This window comes from Variovorax sp. VRV01 (genome assembly GCF_014852545.1).
Taxonomy (GTDB): Bacteria; Pseudomonadota; Gammaproteobacteria; order Burkholderiales; family Burkholderiaceae_C; genus Variovorax; species Variovorax beijingensis_A.
This window is the reverse complement of sequence record NZ_JACVBS010000001.1, coordinates 596,450-618,273: the sequence shown is the minus strand read 5'-3', so window position 1 is coordinate 618,273 and position 21,824 is coordinate 596,450. Positions and strand designations below refer to the sequence as shown.

At 68.5% G+C, this 21,824-nt stretch carries 23 protein-coding genes; 6 read left to right on the top strand and 17 right to left on the bottom strand.

Features of this window, described 5'->3' with window-relative positions; all coding sequences use genetic code 11:
- Positions 1 to 113 precede the first annotated feature (113 nt).
- The 3 genes from IB278_RS03030 to IB278_RS03020 form a co-directional block, all read right to left on the bottom strand.
- On the bottom strand, positions 114 to 524 hold the full coding sequence (locus IB278_RS03030; RefSeq protein WP_192322569.1) for a hypothetical protein: 411 nt from the start codon (positions 522 to 524) through the stop codon (positions 114 to 116).
- 131 nt (positions 525 to 655) lie between these two features.
- Positions 656 to 1,174, bottom strand: a complete 519-nt coding sequence (locus IB278_RS03025; RefSeq protein WP_192322568.1) for a C40 family peptidase — start codon at positions 1,172 to 1,174, stop codon at positions 656 to 658.
- A 9-nt stretch (positions 1,175 to 1,183) separates the two neighbouring features.
- Entirely contained in the window at positions 1,184 to 1,609 is a 426-nt protein-coding gene (locus IB278_RS03020; protein ID WP_192322567.1) for a DUF1801 domain-containing protein, read from the bottom strand.
- Positions 1,610 to 1,713: 104 nt separating this feature from the next.
- On the opposite strand from IB278_RS03020, the gene IB278_RS03015 reads away from it, so the two are divergent.
- From IB278_RS03015 to IB278_RS03005, 3 genes are read left to right on the top strand one after another with little or no spacing between them, the layout of a single operon-like run.
- Complete coding sequence (locus IB278_RS03015; protein ID WP_192322566.1) at positions 1,714 to 2,274, top strand: hypothetical protein; 561 nt, start codon at positions 1,714 to 1,716, stop codon at positions 2,272 to 2,274.
- Positions 2,271 to 3,464, top strand: a complete 1,194-nt coding sequence (locus IB278_RS03010; RefSeq protein WP_192322565.1) for a PrsW family intramembrane metalloprotease — start codon at positions 2,271 to 2,273, stop codon at positions 3,462 to 3,464. Before IB278_RS03015 ends, IB278_RS03010 begins: the two co-directional genes overlap by 4 nt.
- Before the next feature lie 11 nt (positions 3,465 to 3,475).
- Entirely contained in the window at positions 3,476 to 4,255 is a 780-nt protein-coding gene (locus IB278_RS03005) for an extensin family protein (protein ID WP_192322564.1), read from the top strand.
- A gap of 55 nt (positions 4,256 to 4,310) precedes the next feature.
- Here the strand turns inward: IB278_RS03005 and IB278_RS03000 are convergent, their stop codons facing one another.
- Together IB278_RS03000 and IB278_RS02995 are read right to left on the bottom strand one after the other, a co-directional pair.
- Positions 4,311 to 4,706: a hypothetical protein gene (locus IB278_RS03000; RefSeq protein WP_145745479.1), complete on the bottom strand. Its 396-nt coding sequence runs from the start codon at positions 4,704 to 4,706 to the stop codon at positions 4,311 to 4,313.
- Positions 4,706 to 5,257 (bottom strand): type VI secretion system amidase effector protein Tae4, encoded by a 552-nt coding sequence (locus tag IB278_RS02995; protein ID WP_145745481.1) that lies wholly within the window; start codon positions 5,255 to 5,257, stop codon positions 4,706 to 4,708. The genes IB278_RS03000 and IB278_RS02995 overlap by 1 nt, the downstream gene beginning before the upstream one ends.
- A gap of 333 nt (positions 5,258 to 5,590) precedes the next feature.
- On the opposite strand from IB278_RS02995, the gene IB278_RS02990 reads away from it, so the two are divergent.
- Complete coding sequence (locus IB278_RS02990; RefSeq protein WP_192322563.1) at positions 5,591 to 7,156, top strand: serine hydrolase domain-containing protein; 1,566 nt, start codon at positions 5,591 to 5,593, stop codon at positions 7,154 to 7,156.
- A 2-nt stretch (positions 7,157 to 7,158) separates the two neighbouring features.
- Here IB278_RS02990 and IB278_RS02985 read toward each other — a convergent pair whose 3' ends face one another.
- Genes IB278_RS02985 through IB278_RS02975 form a run of 3 tightly spaced genes read right to left on the bottom strand, consistent with a single transcriptional unit; the run spans position 7,159 to position 9,857 of the window.
- On the bottom strand, positions 7,159 to 7,785 hold the full coding sequence (locus IB278_RS02985) for a DUF938 domain-containing protein (RefSeq protein WP_192322562.1): 627 nt from the start codon (positions 7,783 to 7,785) through the stop codon (positions 7,159 to 7,161).
- Positions 7,786 to 7,845: 60 nt separating this feature from the next.
- A complete protein-coding gene (locus tag IB278_RS02980; RefSeq protein WP_145745486.1) occupies positions 7,846 to 8,490 on the bottom strand; it encodes a response regulator transcription factor in 645 nt (214 codons plus the stop codon).
- Positions 8,487 to 9,857, bottom strand: coding sequence for a cache domain-containing protein (locus IB278_RS02975; protein WP_192322561.1), 1,371 nt, complete (start codon positions 9,855 to 9,857; stop codon positions 8,487 to 8,489). The genes IB278_RS02980 and IB278_RS02975 overlap by 4 nt, the downstream gene beginning before the upstream one ends.
- 84 nt (positions 9,858 to 9,941) lie before the next feature.
- Here IB278_RS02975 and IB278_RS02970 point away from each other — a divergent pair, with 84 nt between their 5' ends.
- Positions 9,942 to 10,364, top strand: a complete 423-nt coding sequence (locus IB278_RS02970; RefSeq protein WP_145745490.1) for a hypothetical protein — start codon at positions 9,942 to 9,944, stop codon at positions 10,362 to 10,364.
- Between the two features lie 31 nt (positions 10,365 to 10,395).
- Here IB278_RS02970 and IB278_RS34040 read toward each other — a convergent pair whose 3' ends face one another.
- The 8 genes from IB278_RS34040 to IB278_RS02930 all read right to left on the bottom strand — a co-directional run bounded on the left by IB278_RS34040 (position 10,396) and on the right by IB278_RS02930 (position 19,388).
- Positions 10,396 to 11,334, bottom strand: coding sequence for a VTT domain-containing protein (locus IB278_RS34040; RefSeq protein ID WP_145745491.1), 939 nt, complete (start codon positions 11,332 to 11,334; stop codon positions 10,396 to 10,398).
- A gap of 40 nt (positions 11,335 to 11,374) precedes the next feature.
- Positions 11,375 to 12,385, bottom strand: a complete 1,011-nt coding sequence (locus IB278_RS02960; protein ID WP_145745493.1) for an aldo/keto reductase — start codon at positions 12,383 to 12,385, stop codon at positions 11,375 to 11,377.
- A 68-nt stretch (positions 12,386 to 12,453) separates the two neighbouring features.
- Positions 12,454 to 13,995, bottom strand: a complete 1,542-nt coding sequence (locus tag IB278_RS02955) for an alkaline phosphatase D family protein (RefSeq protein ID WP_145745495.1) — start codon at positions 13,993 to 13,995, stop codon at positions 12,454 to 12,456.
- Positions 13,992 to 14,762, bottom strand: coding sequence for a glycerophosphodiester phosphodiesterase family protein (locus IB278_RS02950; protein WP_192322560.1), 771 nt, complete (start codon positions 14,760 to 14,762; stop codon positions 13,992 to 13,994). Before IB278_RS02950 ends, IB278_RS02955 begins: the two co-directional genes overlap by 4 nt.
- Before the next feature lie 18 nt (positions 14,763 to 14,780).
- Positions 14,781 to 15,701, bottom strand: a complete 921-nt coding sequence (locus IB278_RS02945) for an ABC transporter permease subunit (RefSeq protein WP_145745499.1) — start codon at positions 15,699 to 15,701, stop codon at positions 14,781 to 14,783.
- A gap of 24 nt (positions 15,702 to 15,725) precedes the next feature.
- Positions 15,726 to 16,637, bottom strand: coding sequence for an ABC transporter permease subunit (locus IB278_RS02940; RefSeq protein ID WP_145745501.1), 912 nt, complete (start codon positions 16,635 to 16,637; stop codon positions 15,726 to 15,728).
- 22 nt (positions 16,638 to 16,659) lie between these two features.
- Positions 16,660 to 17,988: an extracellular solute-binding protein gene (locus IB278_RS02935; RefSeq protein WP_192322559.1), complete on the bottom strand. Its 1,329-nt coding sequence runs from the start codon at positions 17,986 to 17,988 to the stop codon at positions 16,660 to 16,662.
- A 47-nt stretch (positions 17,989 to 18,035) separates the two neighbouring features.
- Positions 18,036 to 19,388, bottom strand: coding sequence for an iron-containing alcohol dehydrogenase (locus IB278_RS02930; protein ID WP_192322558.1), 1,353 nt, complete (start codon positions 19,386 to 19,388; stop codon positions 18,036 to 18,038).
- Between the two features lie 151 nt (positions 19,389 to 19,539).
- Here IB278_RS02930 and IB278_RS02925 point away from each other — a divergent pair, with 151 nt between their 5' ends.
- Positions 19,540 to 20,502, top strand: a complete 963-nt coding sequence (locus IB278_RS02925; protein ID WP_145745507.1) for a sugar-binding transcriptional regulator — start codon at positions 19,540 to 19,542, stop codon at positions 20,500 to 20,502.
- Positions 20,503 to 20,516: 14 nt separating this feature from the next.
- On the opposite strand, the gene IB278_RS02920 is transcribed toward IB278_RS02925, so the two are convergent.
- Entirely contained in the window at positions 20,517 to 21,791 is a 1,275-nt protein-coding gene (locus IB278_RS02920) for an MFS transporter (RefSeq protein ID WP_192322557.1), read from the bottom strand.
- Positions 21,792 to 21,824 lie beyond the last annotated feature (33 nt).

Here is a 21,824-nt window from a genome sequence, read left to right as displayed (position 1 = left end):
ATGAACCCGGGAGTTTTGCCGCAGGCGCGCGCGGGCGCATCCGTCGGACCGCGCGGCCCGCGTGCGTGGCTTTGCGTAATGGAAAACCCTCAGCGCCGGTTGACGCTGCGGCCCTATCGCACGGTCGACATCACCGTCGCGCGGCAGCGGGGCTGGTCGCGCGGCGCCAGCAGGTTGCAGTTGTCCAGCGCGCGCTGCTGCATGTCGCTGAGCCGGGGCTGCTCGCCGGGCGGCGGGCCGTCCCACTGGCGGTAGACCGGCGGCGGCGGCGGCGGCTGTTCGGCCCAGCGCTCGCGGCGTTCGTATTCGCGCCGCTGCTCGCGTTCGTAGGCGCGCTGCTCGCGGCGTTCATAGCGCTCCTCGCGGTCGCGCTGGATGCGCCACATGCAGGTGTTGAAGTCGACGCCGGAGCGGCCGCTGGCGCAATAGCGGCGGTCGTTCTCGTACGAATCGGGATCGCGCTGCGCAAGGGCCGGGAGCGTGGTGGCAAGGCCCAGAATGGCCAGGACGATGAGTTTTTTCATGGGGACCTCTCCGAGGTTCGGTGACACCGGCACAGCATGCCACACCGATCAGGCCGCCCCAAGGCAGGCATCCCTGTAGGCCCATGGCTCCGCTGATCCGTTGAGTTGGATTGAGTGGCGCTTTTCAGGCGCTAGAGCCGTCGCGCCTGCATCGGCTGGCGCGACCAGTAGATGCCGTCCAGCCGGTCGAGCCGCACCTCGCCGCCGGTCGAGGGCGCATGCACGAACTGCCCGGCCCCCACGTAGATGCCCGCGTGCGAAGGCGTGGCGGCACCGAAGAGCACCAGGTCGCCCGAGCGCAGTTCGGACGTGGGCACGGGACGGCCGAAGCCGGCCATGCGCGCCACCGTGCGCGGCGTGGCCTGGCCCGCGCTGCTTCTGTACACGTAGCCGATGAGGCCGCTGCAATCGAAGCCGCCCTCCGGCGTGTTGCCGCCATAGCGGTACGGCGTGCCGACCAGGCCCAGCGCATGGATCGCGACGTTGCTCGACTGCTCGGCCGTCAGCGCGGGGGGTCCGTAGGCGGCCGCAGACTCTGGCGCCCGCGGGCCTGCGCAGCCCAGCACCAGCAGGCAGGCGCCGATCGGAAGCAGCCGAAGAAGCAGAAGCGGCATGCGGGGGCGCGGCGTGGGGGCGGATGCATCGGACATGCGGCTCCTTCAGGACTTGGCTATCTTCTTCGCAGGCTTCGTCTTGCCGGCACCGTTGAGCGCGACCGCCTGCTGCACCAGCGCCTTGAAAGCGGCCGCGTCGACTTGCTCGCCTTCGAAGATGTCGATCGCACGGCGCATGTTGCCGTCCAGGCTCGAATTGAAAAGGCCGGCCGGGTCGGGCAGCGACGCGCCCTTGGCGAAGGTGAGCTTCACCTTGTCCTTGTAGGACTCGCCCGTGCAGATGATGCCGCCGTGCGACCACACCGGCGTGCCCATCCACTTCCACTCCTCGACGACCTCCGGGTCTGCCTGCTGGATGAGCTTGCGCATGCGGCCCAGCGTTTCGCCGCGCCAGCCGCCGAGCTCGGCGATTCTTTTCGAGATGAGCGCCGATGCCGGCTGGTCCGGGCTACTCGCGTCCGACTTTTTCATGTCTGAAGGTGCTTCATTTGCAATGACCGTGGAGGATAGCCATGCATCGAATCAATGCAAAGCGCAGAGGGCCGGCACCGGCCATCGTATGGCACGATCGCCGCATGCCCGAGCCCTCCCGCCGCATACCGTACCGCACCTGGCCAGGCGCGCTTGCGGTGCTCCTTGCCATTGCCGCCTACGTAGGCGGCCTGAGCTTCTGGGACCGCAGCACGCCCGGCAGCCGGCCGCTGCCCACGGGGGAAACGGTGGCCGTCGGCCATGCCAGGTTCGTTCCCGCCAGCGGATGGGAAATGGACGTGTCGCGCTCCAGGGCCGGCCAGTCGCTGATGCTGTTCAAGGGCGGCCACAAGTTCCTGGTGACCACGCGTGCGTGGGCCGGCGGACCCGACGGACCGCTGATGCGGCAGCAAAGGCTCATGGAGCGCGGCCAGCGCCTGAACATCGATGGCGACGTGTCCGACTTCGTCACCTCGTGGGGCCTGCAGGGCAAGACCTTTGCCTACTACGGATCGAAGCTGGCTGGCCGCTTCTGGCAGGTGGTCGACCTCCGGCGCCAGTCGCTCGTGCAGATCGATTGCTACGGCGCCAGCGAGGGCCTGAACGAGGCAATGGCCGAGGCCCGCAGCATGCTGGAATCCATGGACCTGGAGGCACCGCAGTGAGCCCGCCCGCCTTCGAAGGCCAGCAGCACCGCGGCGAATGGCCGATCGGCACCGATTCGTTCTTCCAGCCGCAGCGCGCGGCCTTCTGGCTGCTGGCGGCGCTGATCGTCAACGGCCTGTTCTACACCATCAACATGTTCTCGATGGGTTTTCGTGTCGTCCCCGTCACGGCCCTGCTGGGCATCCTGGTGTGGGGCATCTACACGCTGCTTTTTCTCCTGGTCTTTCGCACGCTCGACCTGCTCGAGCAGCATCCGCCGGAAGCTTTCGTGCTGGCCTTTGCGTGGGGCGGGCTCGGCGCCGTCTACTTTGCCGCGCCGGCGAACATCGCCATCCAGAGCCTGTGCGCCAAGCTGGTGTCGCCGGATTTCGCGGCGCTCTGGGGGGCGGCCGTCGCGGGCCCGATCACCGAGGAGTTCCTGAAGATCGCCGGCGTCATCCTGCTGGTGCTGGTGGCGCGCAACCAGTTCCAGACCTACCTGTCGGTGCTGATCGTCGGCGCCATGGCAGGCCTGGGTTTCCAGGTGGTCGAGAACCTCAGCTACACCGTCAACGCCTCGATGCACTTTCCGCTCGAGAACCAGGTGTCCCCGGTACTCATCAACCTGCTGACGCGCGGGCTGCTGAGCGGGCTGTGGAGCCACGCGGCCTACACGACCATCGCGTCCTTCGGCGTCGCCTGGTTCCTGCTGCATCCGGAGCGCTCGATGGCCGCGAGGATCGCCTGCGCCGTGCTGTGCTTTGCGCTCGCGTGGGCGATGCATTTCATCTGGAACTCGCCGTGGCTCGAAGACCTTTTCGACGGCGGCTACGGCGACATGGCCGTGCTGCTCGCCGTCAAGGGCATTCCCGCGCTGGTTGCGGCGGGGCTCTTCTGGCGCGTTGCCGCGCGCGAGAACGGCGCCTACCTGCATGCGCTGGCCGCCTACTTCGTGCCGGAGCGCGAGCTGATCCGCGACGACGAATGGATCCGCCTGGGCGCACCCCTGCAGCGCTACCGGATCCGCAGGCAGATGGGCTGGACCTTCGGCCTGCGGGCCAGGCGGCTGAAGACGCAGCTGCAGCGCGAGCAGCTGCGCCTGATCCGCAAGGCCATGACCTATGGACGCGGTGCGCAGACGCTGCGGCATGAAGTGGCGATCCGGCGCGTGCGCGCCGAACTCGATCCGCTCATCGCCGCGCAGCCCTGAGGATCGGGACCATGGCCCTGGATCCTCCGGAGCGTCCGGCAGAGCCCGCGCCTTCGCGCCGCAGGCGCGGACTGCTTGTCACGGCCGCGGCGTGCGCCGTGCTGGCCGTGGGCGCATGGGCCGTCGCAACCGGCATCGTCGAGATTCCCGAGCGCTTCAATCCGTGGGCGCCGCTCGACGTGGCGGCGCCGCCCAACTGGCTGACCGGCTTCAAGCTCGAGCGGGCCCGCCGCGAGCCCGCGCGCTGCCTTGCGGCGCTGGCGCAGACCGGCATGCAGTACGACCTGCTGCCCGACCGCGTCACCGGCCCCGGCTGCGGCTTCAAGAACGCCGTGAGGCTGCGCTCCGCCGGCGTGCGCCTGGGCACGGCGCCTTCGCTGAGCTGCCCGATGGCGCTGTCCTTCTTCATGTGGGAGCACCACGCGCTGCAGCCGGCCGCCAGGCAGCGCTTCGGCCAGCCGGTGGCGGCCATCGAGCACCTTGGCAGCTATGCCTGCCGCAACGTGAACCGCGGCGAAGGCGCCGTGCCCGGTGCTTCGCGCAGCCGGCACGCCACGGCCGATGCGCTGGATGTGGCGGGCCTGACGCTGGCCGATGGCCGCCGCATCACGGTGCTGCAAGCCTGGCCCCGCAGCAGCGCCGCGAGTACGGACGATCCGGCGGCGCTGCTGCTGCGCGATGCGCACCGCGGCGCCTGCCGTTTCTTCAACGGGGTGCTGGGCCCCGACTACAACGCCGCGCACAGCGACCACTTCCATCTGGAGACCGGCGGGTACGACATGTGCCGCTAGCTGGCACACCAGGGAGGTGGCGCCAATGCGCCAGCATCTTGAAGCGCGGGCACTACTACGCAGTGGTTTTGCTCTTCTTGCGTGCGACCCACGCTGCGAGACCTGCACTGACGATGGTCCAGGCCCCAATTCCAACGGCCATCGCGTTCTCGGGCTTCATCGGTAATTGAATCGGAACGATGCCAAAGACAATGCTGGCGGCTGCAATGGCAGCCAGCATTCCAAGCGCCCGACGTGGACTCGCCGCGGCGACGCCGCCGACCCAACCACCCAACACGGCAGAGGCCGCACCGCCCATGAGGACATACACGCGCAGCATTCGAGCGGCTTCATCCTCGCCGTGACGCCCAATCCCCGTACCTGGAAACGCGAGTGAAAAGAGGATTGGCAGGCCCAGAAACAAGGCGACGCCGAGCAAAGCCCCGCACAGAGTGAAGATCGGACGCTTCATCAGCTGATCGGCCAGAAGACCACGCGACGCGACGCGTGCAGATCAGAGTAGAGGTATCCGTTGCTGCTCCACGGTGATCGAAAGGTATCAATGCCAAGGGAGAAGCGAAGGAACGTCGTCCACGACGGCGTCAGTCGATTCCGATCCCACAGGTCGATGTGATCTCCAGTGGGAAACTTTGCCTCAGCGGTACGCAACCAGTAGTCCTCGAAATATATGATGCCTGTGCGACCGGAAAGACTCTTGTCGAAGCTTTTTCCCTGGTGTGTTTCGGCATCTGGACAGCCAGCGAATGGGCGACGCATCAGCCAGTTGGCCAATTCGGTCGCGCGGAGCACCATTCCGTTTCCGGAAGGGCCAAATTCGCAACGTGGGCCGGGAAATGTCTTGAAACTGACACCCGACTTTTCCAACGCAATGCCGACCCGTATCGCGCATTGGTCGTCATACGCCTTCTTTCCCGTGCGAGGGTTCACGCAAGGGTCATCACTCGGGTAGTTTTTCCATATCGCCGCGAACGATATCGGCTTTGCCATTTCTGGGAGCGGCATCTTTTTTCCTTCCTGTGCTTATCTAGCCCGGTGCAGCGAACTGACTATCGACTACCGCGAGTCCGCTGCATCTTATCGGCTCAAGCTTATGCCGCCAGCCACCAAAAAGGCTACGTCCAAACAGGCTCTTTCCTCTGACCGTGAACTATTGCCGCGTTCTGCAGGCAAGCACGATGCTGGAACTCCTCGGCCGTCGGATCAAAGGGTGAGAACCTTGGAGCTACACGGCTTGTGCCTCGCTCGAAAAGAGCTAGGCGGCTGCAGGGTCTTCCCCCAGAATGCCGCCGGCGCTGCCGTCTGCACCCCGCAAACCGCGCACCCCAAGGACCGCCCATGAGCTGCTCGATCCGCCGTTTCCTCGCCACAACCGCCGCGGCCGTCGGCCTGGCAACCGCGTTGGCGTCCTGCGGTGGCGGCGGGGGTGGAGGTGGCGGAGGGATCGGCGTTCCATTGACGTCCGCGCCGCCCACCACCACGGCGCAGTTGCCGGAACGCGAGGCGCTCATTGCCCGTGCACGCGCCCTCGAACTCAACACGCCCTACGTGCCGCCGCCCGGCAACGTGCTGGAGCACCACACCTCCGGCTATGCCAAGACGATGTGCTCCGCCGTGTTCATCACCGGCATCGACCCCGAGGTCGCCGCCGAAAGCCTGGGCTATTTCGTGGGGCCGTACGAGCAGCGCAAGAACGTCGGCAAGCCCGTGGTCGACCGCGTGAAGAAAGAGGTTCGCATCTCGATTCCCAACGGCCCGACGCTGGTGGCGCGCCACTTCGGTTCGCAGGGCTGCGTCACGCTGCCGGCCGGCCGGGACGACGTTCTCTTCACGCCCGTCGAAGTCAGGAGCGCGCTGCCCGATCCCGCGACCCAGCCATGGCCGATGGGCGACGTGCTGCCGGGCGACCCGCCGCCGGCCGAAGTCGACACGGCCAAGGTGAACCAGGCCGTCGATGCCGCGTTCGGCGTGCCGGAGGCCTACACATCGGCCTTCGTGGTCACGCACAAGGGCCGCATCGTCGCCGAGCGCTACATGAACGGCATCGGGCCGGCCACGCCGCTCGAATCGTGGTCGATGGGCAAGAGCGTCGTGGCGACGATGATGGGAGTGCTCATCAAGCAGGGCGTGTACAAGCTCGACCAGCCGGCGCCCATTCCCGAATGGCAAGGCGCCGGCGATGCGCGCCAGCAGATCAAGATCTCCGACATCCTGCAGATGTCGAGCGGCCTGCGCATCAAGGCGCCGGACGATCCGGACTTCGACCCCAACGGCACCTACCCCGATCACGTCTACTACTACACGGGCCGCATCAACGCCTTCAACTACGCCGCCACCCGGCCGCAGCAATGGCCGCCCGGCGCCGTGGGCCGCTACCGCAACACCGATCCCGTGCTGGCCAACTACCTGGTCCGCCTCGCGGTGGAAAAGCGCGGCGAGGAATATCTTTCGTTTCCGCAGCGCGCGCTCTTCGACAAGATCGGCATCCGCTCGATGGTGATCGAGACCGACCCCTACGGCAACTTTCTCACGCAGGGCTACGACTTCATGTCGGCACGCGACTGGGCGCGCCTCGGCAATCTCTATCTGCAGGACGGCGTGTGGAACGGCGAGCGCATTCTTCCCGAGGGCTTCGTCAACTTCGTGAGCAGCGTGGCACCCGCCTGGGCCGCGGACAAGCGCCCGATCTACGGCGGCTTCTTCTGGATCAACGGAATGAACTCGCTGGCGGTGCCGGCGTCGGCCTACTACATGCTCGGCGCCGGCGGCCAGTTCGTGCTGGTGATTCCATCGCACGATCTCGTCGTGGTGCGGATCGGGCATTCGAAGGGAGAGCGCTTCGCGGGCTCGACGCTGAACAAGGCGCTGGCACTGCTGACCACCGCGGTGCCCCGCGTGCGCTGAGCCTAGAAGCCGAAGACCAGCAGCAGGTTGTTCGCGGGCATCGCGTGCCGCTCGCGCAGCGCAAGCCCTTGGCGGTTCGCCTCGGCCACCACCTGCTCCAGGCGCCGTATGCCCCATTCGGGATTGCGCGCGCGCAGGTCTTCGTCGAACGCCAGGTTGCTCGGCGCCGGTGTGCCTTCCTCTTCGAAGTAGGGGCCGTAGGTGATCAGCAATCCATCGGCAAGCAGATGCCGCGCAGCGCCTTGCATCAACACGGCGCACGCGGCCCAGGGCGCGATGTGCAGCATGTTGGCGCAATAGATCGCATCGAACTTTTCTTCTTCTCCTCGAGCAAACTCGGCGCCTTTCGACGGCCATCGAGGCGCCATCACGTCGAGCAGCAGCGGCGCACGGAGATTGGGCAGCGCGGCCTGCGCGACGCGGCTTGCGAGCGCAGGGAGCATGCGCGCGTCTGCGTCGGTGGGCTGCCAGGTCCACCCGGGCATTGCGGCGGCGAACCAGGCGGCATGCTGGCCGGTGCCGGATGCGATCTCGAGCGCGCTGCCGCGCTCGCCGAGGATGCCGGTCAGCACCTCGAGGATGGGCTGCTTGTTGCGGTCGGCGGCGGGGCTGTGGGGAAGGTCGGGCATGCGAATCGGGCCTGGACAGGTGTGTTGATCGGGACAGGAGTTTTGGCAAGGCAGCGCAACTCAGCCCTGCCCGAACTCCCGCGCATGCTCCACCGCATACTTGATGAGTTCGGCCTGCCCCTCGATGCCGAGCCGCCTTTTGATGCTCTGCCGGTGGGCCTCGACCGTGCGAACGCTCAGGCCGAGGTCGCGCGCGATCTGCTTGCTCGATTCGCCGCGGCCCAGCGCAGTGAGGATCTCGCTCTCGCGCGGCGTGAGCAGCGGCCTGGGCGCCTGGTTGCGAAACAGCTTCTTCGACACGGCCGGACTCAGGAAGGTGCCCCCGGCCGACACCGCCTCGATGGCGGCGACGATCTCGGCCGCGGGCGCGTCCTTCAGCACATAGCCGCGCGCGCCCACCTGCAGGGCCTTCTGCACATACTCGGGGTTGTCGTACATGCTGAGCATCACCACGTGCGGCGCGGGCTGATGGCGCTGCAGCACCAGCGCGGCCAGGTCGATGCCGTTCATGTCCTTCATGCCCACATCCATCAGCAGCAGGTCGGGCTGGAGCGTTTCGATGAGCGCCAGCGCCTCGGCCGCGCTGCCGGCCTCGCCGACGATCTCCAGGCCGGCCACGGCGCCGAGCCGCGCGCGCAGGCCGTCGCGCACCAGCGGATGGTCGTCGACCAGGAAAAGGCGGACCGGGGCGGCGTCGTTCTTCATGCCGGTTCAGGCCTCGCGCTGCGCGCCGGCACTTCGGCCACGATGGTTGTTCCGCCTTCGCCCGACTGCACGTCCAGGCGCCCGCCGATCGACTCCATGCGCTCGCGCATGTTGCGCAGGCCGATGCCGCGCCGCGCATCGAGCTGCATCGCCTGCACGTCGAAGCCGATGCCGTCGTCGCCGATCGCAAGCCGCACGCCGTCCTCGTCGGAAAAGCCCAGCGCAATGTGCACGCGGTGCGCCTGGGCATGCTTGCGCACATTGGTGAGCGCCTCCTGCGTGACGCGAAAGAGCGCGGTCTTGGCTTCCTGCGAGAGCTCGAAGGCCTCGCCCTCGATCATGATCGACGCATCGATGGCGCCGTCTTCGGCGAATTCGTCGCCCAGGCGCTCGAGCGCGGCCGGCAGGCCGAGCGTGTCGAGCAGGGCCGGCCGCAGGCGGTGCGAGATGCGGCGCACCTCGATCAGCGAATCGTTGAGCCTTTGCAGCGCCTTGCTCAGTGCGGGCGGCGCGGGCTGGCGCTCGCGGTCGAGCGCGTCCACCGCGGATTCGATCAGCAGCTTGGCCGACACCAGCGTCTGGCTGGTGCCGTCGTGCAGCTCGCGCGCGAGGTGGCCGCGCTCTTCTTCCTGCGACTGCACCACGCGCCGCGCCAGCAGCCGCATCTTGGCCTCGGCCGTGCGGTGCTCGCTGAGATTGAGCAGCAACCCGGTGGCGCTCACCACGCCCAGGCACAGCGCCGCGATGCCGGCAATCCAGAGCAGCGTGGTGGTGACGTTGGCGCTCATCTGGCGGTCGAGCGCCTGCATGGTGGCCTCGATGTCGTCCAGGTACAGGCCGGTGCCGACCATCCAGTTCCAGCGCGGCAGCGCCGTCACGTAGCCGAGCTTGGGCGCCATCTGCTCGCTGGAGGGTTTGCGCCATTCGTATTCGACATAGCCGCCGCCCGCACGCGCGCCCGCGATCAGGTCCTGGATGGTGAAGCGCCCGCGGGAGTCGCGCATGTCCCAGAGGTTCTGGCCCACCAGATCGGGCTGGCGCGAATGCATGAGCGAGCGGCCCTGCATGTCGTAGACGAAGAAGTAGCCGTCGTCGCCGTAGTCGAGCGCGGCCAGGCGGCGCAGGGCCTCGCTGCGGGTTTCCTCGTCGTCCTGGCCGGCGTCGTACAGCGGCCGCACGGTGCTCACGGCAAGGTCGACGTAGCTGCGCAGTTCGCTGCGCCGCTGGGCCATGTAGCTTTTCTCGATCAGCGCGCGCTCGCGCTGCGCCAGGTCATGCTCCTGGTGGCGCACCGCCAGGGCCACCAGCACCAGTGCAACCAGCAGCGGTGCAACGGCCAGTGCGACGATCTTGGTGCGGAGGTTCATCGGGAGGCAAGACTACCACCGGGCGGGGCCGCGAACCTTAAGATCGCAAGGGCACGGGGGACGCAACACACGGGAGCAGATCGCATGCACAACCGCTGGGTGGCCGTACTGGCCTTTCTTGCCTTGGCCGGCACCGGCACCGCCATTGCCGGCGCACCGTTCACGGCGGTGTTCGGCGGAACGGGCCGCGCATGTTCGGGCGGGCTGTACGTTCGAACCCAAACCATCGAATGGAATTCGAGCTTCAGCATCTGCAAGCCCAGGCGCTACCGCGTGCTGGAGAAAGACCTTGCCGCGGACCATGGACGCATCGTCTTTCGCCTCTCGGCGCGCAGCCGGCAGTGCCGCTACGAGGTGATCGAGGCGGAGCAGATCAGCACCTATGGCTGGAACGTGCAGGGCTACCCGTCGCTCGAGGCCTACCGGAAACGCGCCCTGCCCGGCTGGCACCATTCGCCCCGCGATGACCGAATGGTCCTGTCCTGCCCGATGGTCCGGCTGGACTGAGCCCCCCGTTTCCTGGTCGTCGCTGAAGGCCTCAGTGCAGGCTCGTCGGCCGGCCCGAGGCCACCCAGGCATCGAGCCCGCCCGTCAGCGGCAGCGCGCGCCGCGCACCGCGCGCCAGCAGCACGCGTGCGGCCAGGGCGGCCGACACCTCATTGGGGCAGTTGCAGTAGAGGACCACGTCGCGCCCGCCGACCAGCGGCAGTTCCGGATGCCGCTGCTGCAGCGCCTTGAGCGTGTATGGCAGCGCCCCGGGAATGCGGCGCGGATCGACCTGCACGCCGGCCTCACCGCGCACGTCGATCACCAGCGGCGGCGCCTCGCTGGCCAGCAGCTCGTGCAGTTCGTCCACGCTGATACGCGGCATGCCGGTGAGCCGCATGAACGCGCGCCGGCGCCAGTAGCGCACCGCCAGCATCACGGCCAGCACCACCACCAGCGCCAGGGTGGCGATGCCGCCGGCCTGGGCCAGCATGGCCAGCACCTCCTGGATCTGGTCGCGAAAAACCCAGCCCAGCCCGAGGAAGACGCCGGTCCAGACCAGCGCGGCGCCGATGTCGAAGCCGATGAAGCGCCACACCGACATGCCCAGCGCACCGGCCATCGGCGGCGCCACCACCGACACGCCCGGCACGAACTTGGCGGCCACCAGCGAGAGGCCGCCCCACCGGCCGATCAGCGATTCGCCGCGCCGCACGCATGAATCGGGCGACAGCGAGATGCGGCACAGCAGCCGCATGAAGCGGTAGCCGAAGCGGCGCCCGGCATAGAACCAGGCGCCGTCGCCCAGCACATTGGCCAGCACCGCGGCCAGCACCACGCCAGCCACCGAGACATTGCCGGCCGCCAGCAGCGCCCCCGACACCACCAGCACCGCGGCCGCGGGCACCGGCAACCCGAGGCGCGCGGCAAAGCTCGCCGCGAAGACGATCGCGATCGCGTTCTGCACCAGCAGCGACATCAGCTGTGCCATGGCGGCAGCGCGAGTTGGGGGGTGTTCACTCCTTGGCTGCCTACCTGGGCGCGTCGCCCTTGCGGTATTCGGCCGTGAGCTCGTCGAGCTTCTGCTTCAGCGCCGGGTCCAGCTTGTAGTCGGCCGCGGCCAGCGTGGCGTCGAGCTGCTCGGGGCGGCTGGCGCCGAGCAGCGGCGCGGTGATGAGCGGATTGGCCATGACCCAGGCCACCGCCAGCGTGGCCAGCGGCACGCCGGCTTCGTCAGCCAGCTTGTGCAGCTCGGTCACGGTGTTGAAGCTGCGCTGGTTCCAGTAGCGGTCCTGGTACATGCCGCCGGCGGTGCCGAGCGTGAAACGGGTGTTCTGCTCGGGCGCGGCACCGGGCTTGTACTTGCCGGTGAGCAGGCCGCCGGCCAGCGGGTTGTAGGGAATCACGCCCAGGCCCTCTTCGCCCGCGAGCGGCAGCAGCTCGCGTTCGATCTCGCGGAACAGCAGGCTGTAGCGCGGCTGCACCGACACATAGCGCGTGAGCTTTTGCAGCTCGGCCTTGCCGAGCGCGCGGGCCAGCCGGTAGGCCAGGAAGTTGGACACGCCGATGTAGCGCGCGCGGCCTGACTTGACGATGACGTCGAGCGCCTCCAGGCTCTCTTCGAGCGGCGTCTCGCGGTCGTCGCTGTGCAGCTGGTACAGGTCGACATGGTCGGTCTGCAGCCGCTTGAGCGAGGCATCGATGGCGTCGAGCAGGTGCTTGCGCGAGGCACCCTGGTCCCAGCTGTTGGGGCCGACCTTGCCGACCGCCTTGGTGGCGACCACGAAGCGGCGGCGGCCCGCGGCGCCCTGCTTCTGCAGCCAGCGGCCGATGATTTCCTCGGTGCGGCCCGTGGTTTCGACGGTGCCGCCAAGCGGGTACACGTCGGCGGTGTCGAGAAAGTTGATGCCGCCTTCGGCGGCCCTGTCGAGGATGCGGTGGGACACGGCCTCGTCGGTCTGCAGGCCGAAGGTCATGGTGCCGAGCGCAAGGCGCGAGACGGTGAGGCCGGTGCGGCCGAGTCGGGTGGTCGGAATGCTCATGAGGGTGTCGCTCCAGGCGATTGAAGGGCGACGGCCATCATAGTCACGGCAGCGCAAGGCTGCAGCGCTCAGGTGCTTTCGAGATGCACGCCGGGTGCGCCGCGCTCCACCGCGAAGCGCGCCATCGGCGCGACGGCGGCGTCCTCGGCCTTCTCGTCGTCCACGGCGCGGAACTCGACCGTGCAGCCGCGCGCATCGAGTGCCATCTGCGCATAGCCGCGCTTGTCGCCCCGGCCGTAGCGCAGGTGGTCGTTCTTGGCGAGCATGTGGGCCACGTTGGCGGCGCTGGGCCCTTCGGATGTGATGGCGCCGCCGACGAATTCGGTGGCCACCGCCGGGCCCTGCGGCTCGCGGCGCAGGTCGGCGGCCCAGAAGGCGTGCACGTCGCCGCTGATGACCAGCGCATCGCCGCCGCGCGCCTTGTTCGCGGCCAGGCCGTCGAGCAGGCGCGCGCGCGACGCGGCATAGCCGTCCCAGCCGTCCATCCAGTAGCCGTGCTCGGGGCCGCGCTTGCGGTCGGCCTCGGCCAGCAGCGTGGGCTGCGCGATCACGGTCCAGCGGGCGGGCGGCGCGGCGAGCTCGTTCGCGAGCCAGGCCTCCTGCCTCGCGCCGAGGAAGCTGCGCTCCGGTGCCAGCCGGTCGGCGCAGTCGGCCAACGGCGAGGCGCTGCGGCCCGCGAGGCAGGCGTGGTGCGAGCGGTACTGCCGCCCGTCGAGCAGGAACACGTCGAGCATGCGGCCGAAGCGATGGCGGCCGTAGATGGTGGCCGCGGCGCCGGCCGGCCGCATGCTGGCGGGCACGGGCATGTGCTCGTACCACGCCTGGTAGGCCGCGGCGCGGATCGCAAGGAACTGCGCGGGATCGATGCTGCGCGGCGAGACGTCGTCCGTGTAGTCGTTGGCCACCTCGTGATCGTCCCAGGTCACGAGCCAGGGAAACGCGGCGTGCGCGGCCTGCAGGTGCGGGTCGCTCTTGTAGAGCGCATAGCGGTCGCGGAACTCGCCGAGCTGCGTGGGAATGCCGCCCTGGTGGTGGCGCACGTGGCGCGAGCCCCAGGAGCTTTCGTAGATGTAGTCGCCCAGGTGCACGACGAAGTCGAAAGGCTGCATGGCCATGTCGCGGTAGGCCGCGTAGTAGCCCTGCTCGTACTGCTGGCATGACGCGAAGGCGAAGCGCAGCGGCTGCAATGCGGCATCGCCCTCGGCCGGCGCGGTGCGGGTGCGGCCGGCGGGGCTTCGCGCGCCAAGGGCCGTGAAGCGGTACCAATAAGGACGACCGGGCGCGAGGCCCTGCACTTCGACGTGCACCGAATGCGCGAGCGCCGCGGTGGCCGTCGCCCTGCCCCTTGCGGCGAGGCGCGAGAAGCCCTCGTCGTGTGCCACTTCCCACTGCACGTCGACCGGGGCCTCGCCCATGCCGCCGCCCAGCAGCGGATCGGGCGCGAGCCGGGTCCACAGCACCATGCCATCGGGCCTGGGGCTGCCGGATGCCACGCCCAGCGTGAACGGAAACTCGCGCGAGGCCTGCTGCGCATTCAGACGGAGGAAAGGCTGGCCGAGCGAGGCGGCGGCCACTCCGCCGAGCAGCAGGCGGCGGCGCGAGACCCTCATGTTCTTGCGCGCGCGGCCAGCGCCAGGTCGGGTCGGTCGGTGGTGATCTGGCGCAGGGGCATGGTGAGCCATTGTGCAATTTCATCGGGCTCGTTGACGACCCAGGCACCCAGCCGCTCGCTGCCGAGCGCGGCCAGGCACTGCGGCCAGGTGGCAGCCAGCAGCTTCTTCTCGACCGCGACGATGCAGCCCGGCAGCGCCGCGTAGCGCGCCAGCGCCCGCGTGATGCCGCCCAGCATTTCGGCCGAGCGATGGTCGAGCGAGGCCAGCACGCGCCCGCGCGGCCAGTGGGCGAGCACCTGCGCCAGCACCTCGGGCACGAAGCAGGTCAGGATGCTGCGTTCGGCCACGCCAGCATCGTGCAGCGCCTGCACGGTGCGCGCGATGGCGCCGGGCGGCAGCTCGCCGGCGGCGTCGGTCTTGATCTCGACGTGCAGTTCCATGCGGGTGGGCGCGAAGAGCTTGAGTACTTCGGCCAGCGAGGGCACGCATTCGCCGGCTTCGCCGCCTCGCTGTTCCCCCGGCGCGCCCTGTCCCTTGCGCAGGCGCATCGCCAGCACCCGGGCGGCGTCGTGGTCGCGCACCGCGCCCGTGCCCTCGGTGGTGCGGTCGAGCAGCGGATCGTGGATGACCACAGCCTGACCGTCGCGCGTTTCCTGCACGTCGAACTCGACCGCATCCGCACCCAGTGCAATGAGGCGGCGAAAACCGCTCATGCTGTTCTCGGGCCAGAGGTTCCGCGCGCCGCGGTGTCCCACGATGATCATGGCTGCAATATCCTTTGCTTATTTGCTGCTGTCCACCAGCCCCTTGACGAACGAGCGCTGCAGCGCCACCACCACGACGATGGGCGGCAGCATCGTGAGGAGCGCGGCGCTCATGGCCACGTTCCAGGCCGGCTGCGAATCGGCGCGCGGAATCAGGTGCTTGAGGCCGATCACCGCGGTGGCCATGTCCTTGTCGGTGGTGAAGAGCAGCGGCCAGAGATACTGGTTCCAGCCGTACAGGAAAAGAATGATCGCCAGCGCCGCGATGTTGGAGCGCGACAGCGGCAGCAGGATGGTCCAGAAGAAGTGCATCGGCGAGGCGCCATCGATCCGCGCCGCCTCGCACAGCTCGTCGGGCACCGTGAGAAAGAACTGGCGGAACAGGAAGGTGGCCGAGGCCGAGGCGATCAGCGGCAGGATGAGGCCCGGGTAGGTGTCGACCATGTTCCACTGCAGCTGGATATCGATGGTGTGGCCGGTCACGGCATTCCACGCCGACGAAAGGTGCAGCGCCTCCACCACCCACTGCAGCGGCAGCGCCGCATTCGCCACTGACTCGTAGGTGGGCGAGATGCGCACTTCGATCGGCAGCATCAGCGACACGAAGATGAGCCAGAACGCCGTCATGCGAAAGCGGAAGCGAAAGTACGTGATGGCAAAGGCCGACAGCAGCGATACCGCGATCTTGCCCACGGTGATGCCCGCCGCCACGATGAACGAATTGAAGAACAGCCGGCCGAAGTTGGCCTGCGTCCACGCGGTGCGCAGGTTCTGCACGAACTGGTCGCCGGGCAGCCACGGCAGCGGCACCTGCTGCACCTCGGCAATGGTGAGCGAGCCTGCGACGAAGGCCAGGTAGAGCGGCACGCAGACAAAGGCCACGCCCACCAGCAGGATGGCGTGGCAGATGCCGTCGAGAACGGGGGCGCGTTCAACCATGCGATGGATCCTCGGGCCGGTGCGTCATACGTCGTAGCTCACGCGCCGCTCCACATAGCGGAACTGCAGCAAGGTCATCAGCAGCGCGAAGACCATCAGGATGACCGACTGCGCCGCCGACGAGCCGAGGTCCAGGTTGATGAAGCCGTCGACGTACACCTTGAACACCAGCACGTTGGTCGCACCCGCCGGGCCGCCCTGCGTGACCGCATCGACGATGGCAAAGATCTCGAAGAAGCCGTAGACGAAGTTCATCACGGCCAGGAAGAACATCGTGGGCATGAGCAGCGGCAGCCCGATGGTGAAGAAGCGCCGAAGCGGCCCCGCGCCGTCGACCGCCGCCGCCTCCAGCAGCGAGGAAGGCACCGCCAGCAGGCCGGCCAGCAGAAAGATGTAGTCGTAGCACACATGCTTCCACGAGGCGGCCAGGATGACCAGGATCATCGCGTCCGAGCCCACGCGGTTCGGGTCCCAGGCCAGGCCGATCGCATGCAGCAGCTGCGCGAGCGGACCCACCGCGGGGTTGAAGAGAAAGGCCCAGAGAATGCCCGCGATGACCGGCGCAATGGCATAGGGCAGCAGGATGATCGCCTTGTAGATGCCGCGGCCGCGGATCACCCGGTCGCTCGCGAAGGCCAGCACCAGCGCCACCGCGAGGGTCAGCAGGTTCTGCAGGATGGTGAACACCACCGTGACCCGGACCGACTCGTGGTAGGTGGCGCTTTGCAGCAGCTGCGCAAAGTTGTCGAAGCCGACGAAGTGCACCGTGTTGCCGAACGGATCGGACAGGAAGAAAGCCTGCCCGAGCGCGCGGAACGACGGAATGAAAAAGAAGAACAGCAGGATCGCGAGCTGCGGCAGCAAAAGCAGCACGGGCAGGCGCACGTCCTTGAAGTGCGCACGCTTCAGGCCCGCTTCGATTGCTGCTGCCGCCATGGTTGCCGCCCGCCGCCGCGCTTCAGTAGCGGCCCTTGTTGAGCTTCTCGTACTGCCGCAGGATCTCGTTGCCGCGCTTGACGGCATCGTCCATGGCCGCCTGCGGCGTCTTCTTGCCGGCCACCACGTTCTGGAACTCGTCGCGCTGCGCCATCATGGTCTGCGTGAAGTTGCCGAAGTGAAAGCCGGTGGAGTTGGCCGTGGGCGTGCCGCGCGTGAGCTGCAGGATCGCGATCTCGCGCGTCGGGTGCTCCTTGTAGTAGCCCTGCGACCTGGCCAGTTCGTAGGCCTTGTTGGTCAGCGGCACGTAGCCCGTGGCCTTGACCCACCAGAACTGCGTCTCGGGCTTGGCAATGTAGTCGAGGAAGGCCGCCACGGCCTCGTACTCGGCCGGCTTCTGGCCCTTCATGACCCACAGCGAGGCGCCGCCGATGGTGCTGTTCTTCGGCTGCTTGCCCTCTTCCCACGGCAGGTAGGTGGCGCTCCAGTCGATCTTGGATTCGCGCTCGATGCCGCTGTGCGCGGCGGTCGAGGCAAAGTAGGTGGAGCACTTGCCCGAGGTGAAGAGCTGCTCGGGGCTCAGGCCCTGGCCGGCGATCTGCATCACGTCGTCGTCGATCCATTTCTTGATGCGCGCGACCTGCGAGACGACCGAGGTCTTGTTGTAGACGAACTCGGTGTCCAGCCCCTGGTAGCCGTTGGCCTTGGTGGCGTAGGGCAGGTCGTTGATGGCGCTGTAGTTCTCGAGCAGGCTCCAGTGGTAGTCGCCTGCGAGCACCGAGCCGCAGGCCGAGATGCCCTTCTGCTTGATGGCATAGAGCTGCTTCTCCAGCTCCTGCCAGGTCTCGGCCGGCTTGGCGAAACCGGCTTTCTCGAAGTGCGCCTTGTTGTACCAGAGGATGGGCGAGGACGAATTGAAGGGCATCGTCATCAGCTTGCCCTTGTAGCTGTAGAAGCCGGCCACCGGCTTCACGAAATCGGCCCAGTCGACCTTGTAGCCGCGCTGGTCGAGCAGGTCCTGCACCGGCATCGTGGCGTCCGACAGCAGCATGGTCATGAAGCCGCGCTCGTAGATCTGCACGAGCGCCGGTGCGCGCTTGGCGCGGTAGGCGGCGATGGTGCCGTTGATGACCTCGTCGTAGTTGCCCTTGTAGACGGCGGTGACCGCGTACTTGTTCTGCGAGCTGTTGAAGTTCTTCACCAGCTCTTCGACACGCTCGCCCAGCGCCCCGCCCATGGCATGCCACCACTGAACCTGCACCGGCTGCGCGGCGGCCGGCATGGCGCCGGCCAGCCAGAGCGTGGAGGAAAGGGCCAGCATGGCCAGCGTGCTGCGTCGTTGGATCTTCATCGCGTTCTCCTGTAGGGTGTGTGTCGATGTCGGTATCTGCTTTGCGCTCATGCGGCCCAGAAGCCGCCGGGAGCGAACTGCTCGGCGATCGCGCGGTCGAGCCAGCCCAGGTCGTCGAGCAAGTCGAGCAGCGTGTAGCGGCGCCGGATGAGGCGTGCGCGGCGGTGGTCGGCGGCAAACCTGGCGGCGCCGATGCCGAGCTCGCCGGGATGGCTCGCCCCACCGACGGTGGCCAGGCGCTGCTGCATGTCGCGCGCGCCGATCAGCTGGCGCTTCAGCTGCGCGCGCAGCGCGGGCCAGGCGCGCACCAGCTGTTCGAGGCGTGCGCGGCGGCTGCCGGACGCGGCCTTCGCATCCATTTCGCCGCGCGCGGCGGCCATGAATTCCTCGTTGCCGAAGGCGGCCTCGATCTCGCGCGACAGCGCGGCCTCGTCCCGGCCGTCGCGCGCCTGCGATGCGGCGGCCGCGATGGCGGCCTCGGGCTGCGCAAGGAGCCATTCGTACATCGCCAGCATGGCCACGCACCCGACGCCCACGCAGGCGCCATGCGCCGCGGGCTCGCCATCGACCTGCAGGTTCTCCATTTCCCACAGGTGCGAGAACTGGTGGTCGCTGCCGCTCGCCGGACGCGAGTTGCCATGGGCCTGCATGGCGAAGCCGCTGACCAGCAGGCCGGCCAGCAAGCCGGCCAGTGCCTGCGGTTCATGCACGGCCAGGCGCTGCGGCGCGCCGAGCCAATCGCCGAGATGGTCCTGCACCAGGGCATAGGGACGCGGGTTGATGGGCTCCACGCCGAGCGCGTCGGCCAGCAGCCAGTCGGCGCCGGCCACCGCCTTGCCGGCCAGGTCGCCGTAGCCCCAGGCCGTCATGCGCGGCGGCGCGGCGCGCAGCACGTCGAGGTCGGCCAGCACCGCCACGGGCGGCGGGCATGCGAGCGTGCGCTTGAAGCCGTCTTCGCCGAGCAGCGCGGCGCCCGAGGCCGCGTAGCCATCCATGGAGGCGGCGGTTGCAAGGCACGCGTAGGGTTTGCCGGCGAGCGAGGCCGCATGCTTGACCAGGTCGCTGACCACGCCCGAGCCCACCGCGAGAGGCGTGGCCGCCTGCGCGGAAAGCTGCTGTGCGATGGCCGCCGAGCGCTGCACGCGCGGCTTCAGGCGAGGCTTCGCAGGAAAGACCAGCGGCGCCGCGCAGGGCACGCCCTGCGATTCGAGCAGGGCCTGCGCCGAAGCGCCCACCACGTCCCAGGTGTTCTCGTCGGCCACCAGCATCCAGCGCCGGCCCGGCGCGCAGCGCTGCAGCACCCCGGGCAGCAAGCGCACCGCGGCGTGCTCGATGGCGACTTCTTTGGTGACCGCCGCATCGCGCAGCGCGGCCCTCAGCGGGGATGTCGAATCGCTCATGTCTCCTGCAATCTGGACGCCGTTTTCCGGTCGATGAACAAGTGTATAGTTTGAAAGACATTTGTTTCAACCACGTGACTACCCGTAGTCCACCGCACTCGTGCCACCATCGCGGCCGCAGAATCAACGACGACAACCACGGAGAATTCGGATGGCTGAGGAAGATCAGGTGGCGGTGCGCGTGGCCTGGCTCTACTACATGGAGGGCCTGACGCAGGACGGCATCGCCACGAAGCTCGGCCTCACGCGGCTGCGCGTGAACCGCCTGCTGGGCGAGGCGCGCGAGAGCGGGCTGGTCAGCATCAAGATCAACTCGCGCCACGAGAGCTGCCTGCGGCTCGAGGAAGAGCTGCGCAGCGTCTGCGGCCTGCGCGAGGCAGCGATCATCCCGACGCCCGAGAGCCCCGAGCTCATCCCCGTGCTGCTGGGACGCACGGCCGGCGAATATCTATCGAAGCACATCGAGACGAACCGCGTGCGCGGCGTGGGCGTGGGCTGGGGCGCCACCTTGCGCGAGGCCATCCGCCACGTCGCATCCGGCCAATGGCCCGAGGTGCACGTCAACTCGATGATGGGCGGCCTGACGCGCGGCCTGGAGATCAACACCTTCGAAACGGCCAGCGCACTGGCCGCCCGGCTGGGCGCGCAATGCAGCTACCTGGCCGCGCCCCTGTACGCAGGCAGCGCCAAGTCGCGCGACACCATCGTTTCGCAGGATGTCTTCAAGGAAGCGTTCGGCCAGATCGCGGCCAACGACGTCGCGCTGCTGAGCGTGGGCGACCTGAGCACGCGCTCGCTGCTGGTGCGCTACGGCCTGCCAAAGGACGTGCCGGTGGCCGAGCTGCGGCAGGCCAAGGCGGTGGGCGACATCATCGGGCAGTTCCTCGACCGCCACGGCAAGCCGGTGAAGCATGCGCTGAACCTGCGCGTGGTGGCGCCTTCGCTCGAGGAGCTGGCGCGCATTCCGACGGTGATCGTTGCTTCGGGCGGCGAGAACAAGGCACCGATCATTGCCGCGGTGCTGCAGGCCAGGCTGCTGTCGGTGCTGATCTGCGACGAGCAGACGGCGCGCACGGCGCTGAAGCTCTACCAGGCGCTGGCCGCGCAGGCCTGAAGAAGAAGGACCGGCTAGCCGGCGGAGCCCTCGCAGGCCACCTCGTCTTGCGGCCGCGCGTGGGCTCTTTCGCTCGCCCGTGCGCTCATCAGCGCCCAGGCGAACACCCCCATCCCCGCGAGCGCGAGCAGCGCACCGACCCACCCCGTCGAGGTCCAGCCCAGCCCGGCCGCAATGGCCACGCCGCCGAGCCAGGCGCCCAGCGCATTGGCCATGTTGAAGGCCGAGTGGTTGAGCGCGGCGGCGAGCGTCTGCGCGTCGCCGGCCACGTCCATCAGGCGGATCTGCAGCGCGGGGCCGATGGCCACGGTGGTGCCGATGAGAAACACGTTGATGGCCGCGGTGACCACGTGGTGCGCCGCGAACGAGAACATCGCGAGCACCAGCGCCGCATAGACGAGCAGGCCGCCGATGGTGCGCATCAGCGACTTGTCCGCCAGGCGCGAGCCGACGAGGTTGCCGGTGACCATGCCCAGCCCGAACAGCGCGAGCACGAAAGGCACGCCGCCCAGCGGCAGGCCGGCCACTTCGATGAGCGTGGGCTTGATGTAGCTGAACACCGAGAACATGCCGCCGAAGCCGATGGCGCCGATGCCGAGCGTGAACCACACCTGCTTGCGCCTGAGCGCGCCGAGCTCGCGCCAGGGGCTGGCACCCGCGGGCGGCGCCAGGTCGGGGATGTCGCGGCGCAGCAGCGCCACCGCCGCCAGCGCGATGAGGCCGACGAACACGAAGGCCGCGCGCCAGCCGAACAGCTGGCCGAGCCAGGCCGCGATCGGCACGCCCACCAGCGTGGCGCCGGTGAGCCCCAGCATCACGAGGCCCACGGCGCGTGCGCGGCGCCCGGGCGGTGCGAGCGTGGCGGCCACCAGCGCGGCCACGCCGAAGTAGGTGCCGTGCGGCAGCCCGGTCGCAAAGCGCAGCAGGTTGAGCGACATGTAGCCCGGCGCCATCGCGCTCGCGAAATTGCCGGCGGCGAACACGGCCATGAGCGCGATCAGCAGCGCGCGGCGGCGCCAGCCGGCCGCGAGCACCGCGAGCACCGGCGCACCGATGACGACGCCGAGCGCATAGGCGCTGATGACGTGGCCGGCCTGGGGGATGCTGACGTCGATGTCCTTCGCCACTTCGGGCAAGAGGCCCATGATCACGAACTCGCCGGTGCCGATGGCGAAGCCGCCGACGCCGAGCGCGAGCACGGCGCGCAGGAAATTCACGGGCCGTGCGGAGGGGGAAACAACGGAAATGTCGGTGTCCGCGCTGTCCGGCGCGGGTGGGGAGGCGTTCAAGGCCAGGCTCCTGGGAGGTGCCCGGCGGCAGCG